We start from the raw sequence: 589 nt of genomic DNA, 5'->3' as shown, positions 1-589 counted from the left end.
CCTACGTCGTCACGCGTCCGCTCGGCGCCTCGGTCTGCGACTGGCTCGCGGATCCCGTCGCCCAGAAGGGCCTGGGCCTGGGCACCGGCCCGGTCACGCTCGCGGCCCTCGCGGTGTTCCTGCTGCTGGTCGCGGTGATCGCGCTCCGCCGACCGCGCGCGGCCGTCACGGCGACCCCCTGAGCGCAGGGCTCAGGCGTCGCGGCCGGCGCGGTTCTTCTGCCGCCAGTAGGTGAGGGCGATCCCGGCGACGCTGATCACGACGATGCCGACGAGGACGATGTCGATGTACTTCCCGACGAAGTCCGCGACGCCGGGGATCTGTCCGAGGAAGAAGCCGAGCAGGATCACGCCGGTGGACCAGACGGCCGCACCGAGGGCGTTGAAGCCGACGAAGTGGGCGTAGTGCATCTTCCCGACGCCGGCGGCGACGGGGGCGAAGGTGCGGACGACCGGGACGAAGCGGGCGATCGTGACCGCCCAGCCGCCGAAGCGGTCGAAGAACGACTGGGTGCGCGCCACGCTCGAGCGGCTGAACAGCCCGCTGTCCTTGCGCTCGAAGATCCGCGGCCCGCTCGCGCGGCCGATGA

Annotated in this window: 1 protein-coding gene and 1 pseudogene; one reads left to right on the top strand and one right to left on the bottom strand. The window is 72.2% G+C overall.

Annotated features, from left to right (window positions below; genetic code table 11):
* A pseudogene (locus C5D08_RS16580) lies at positions 1-182 on the top strand (hypothetical protein); the annotation flags it as partial.
* Between the two features lie 9 nt (positions 183-191).
* Here C5D08_RS16580 and C5D08_RS16575 read toward each other — a convergent pair.
* Positions 192-589: DedA family protein (locus C5D08_RS16575; RefSeq protein ID WP_181110343.1), on the bottom strand; the 398-nt coding region annotated here is incomplete at its 5' end.

Source organism: Rathayibacter sp. AY1B6, from assembly GCF_002932755.1.
In the GTDB taxonomy this organism is placed as follows: domain Bacteria; phylum Actinomycetota; class Actinomycetes; order Actinomycetales; family Microbacteriaceae; genus Rathayibacter.
The sequence above is the reverse complement of the archived record's forward strand: the minus strand, read 5'-3'. Positions and strand labels throughout refer to the sequence as shown.